This window comes from Saccharothrix sp. ST-888, from assembly GCF_000955975.1.
In the GTDB taxonomy this organism is placed as follows: Bacteria; Actinomycetota; Actinomycetes; order Streptomycetales; family Streptomycetaceae; genus Kitasatospora.
The window spans coordinates 1-326 of record NZ_JYJF01000774.1; the positions used below are offsets into that span (position 1 = coordinate 1).

The window sequence follows — 326 nt, forward strand, 5'->3', positions numbered from 1 at the left end:
AAGCACGACCGCGTCCACCGCCAGGTGGAAGGCCCCCAGGGCCTGAACGGCCCAGACATCCAAGCTCTTGTGGTGTTCCTCGGCCGGCCCACCCGTCCGCACGGGCCGCGGTACCAACGCCCGCGGAACCGTCGCGATACGCTTTGGTTACGCCCGCACCGGCAGCAGCTCACCCGTCGACAGACCACCCTCGGTACCACCCGAACGCCCCGACGTACGCCGGACACCCTCAGCCGTCGGTACGATCTCGTCATGCGCCAACGATCCCGGCACCCTGGCGAGTTCGAAACCGTCACCGACCTCCACACCCTTGATCGCCTGAATAC

1 protein-coding gene is annotated in these 326 nt (G+C 67.5%); it reads right to left on the reverse strand.

Annotation, left to right across the window (positions count from 1 at the left end; all coding sequences use genetic code 11):
* Nucleotides 1-147: 147 nt before the first annotated feature.
* Nucleotides 148-324: a chorismate synthase gene (locus tag UK12_RS42385; RefSeq protein ID WP_331386681.1), complete on the reverse strand. Its 177-nt coding sequence runs from the start codon at nucleotides 322-324 to the stop codon at nucleotides 148-150.
* Nucleotides 325-326 lie beyond the last annotated feature (2 nt).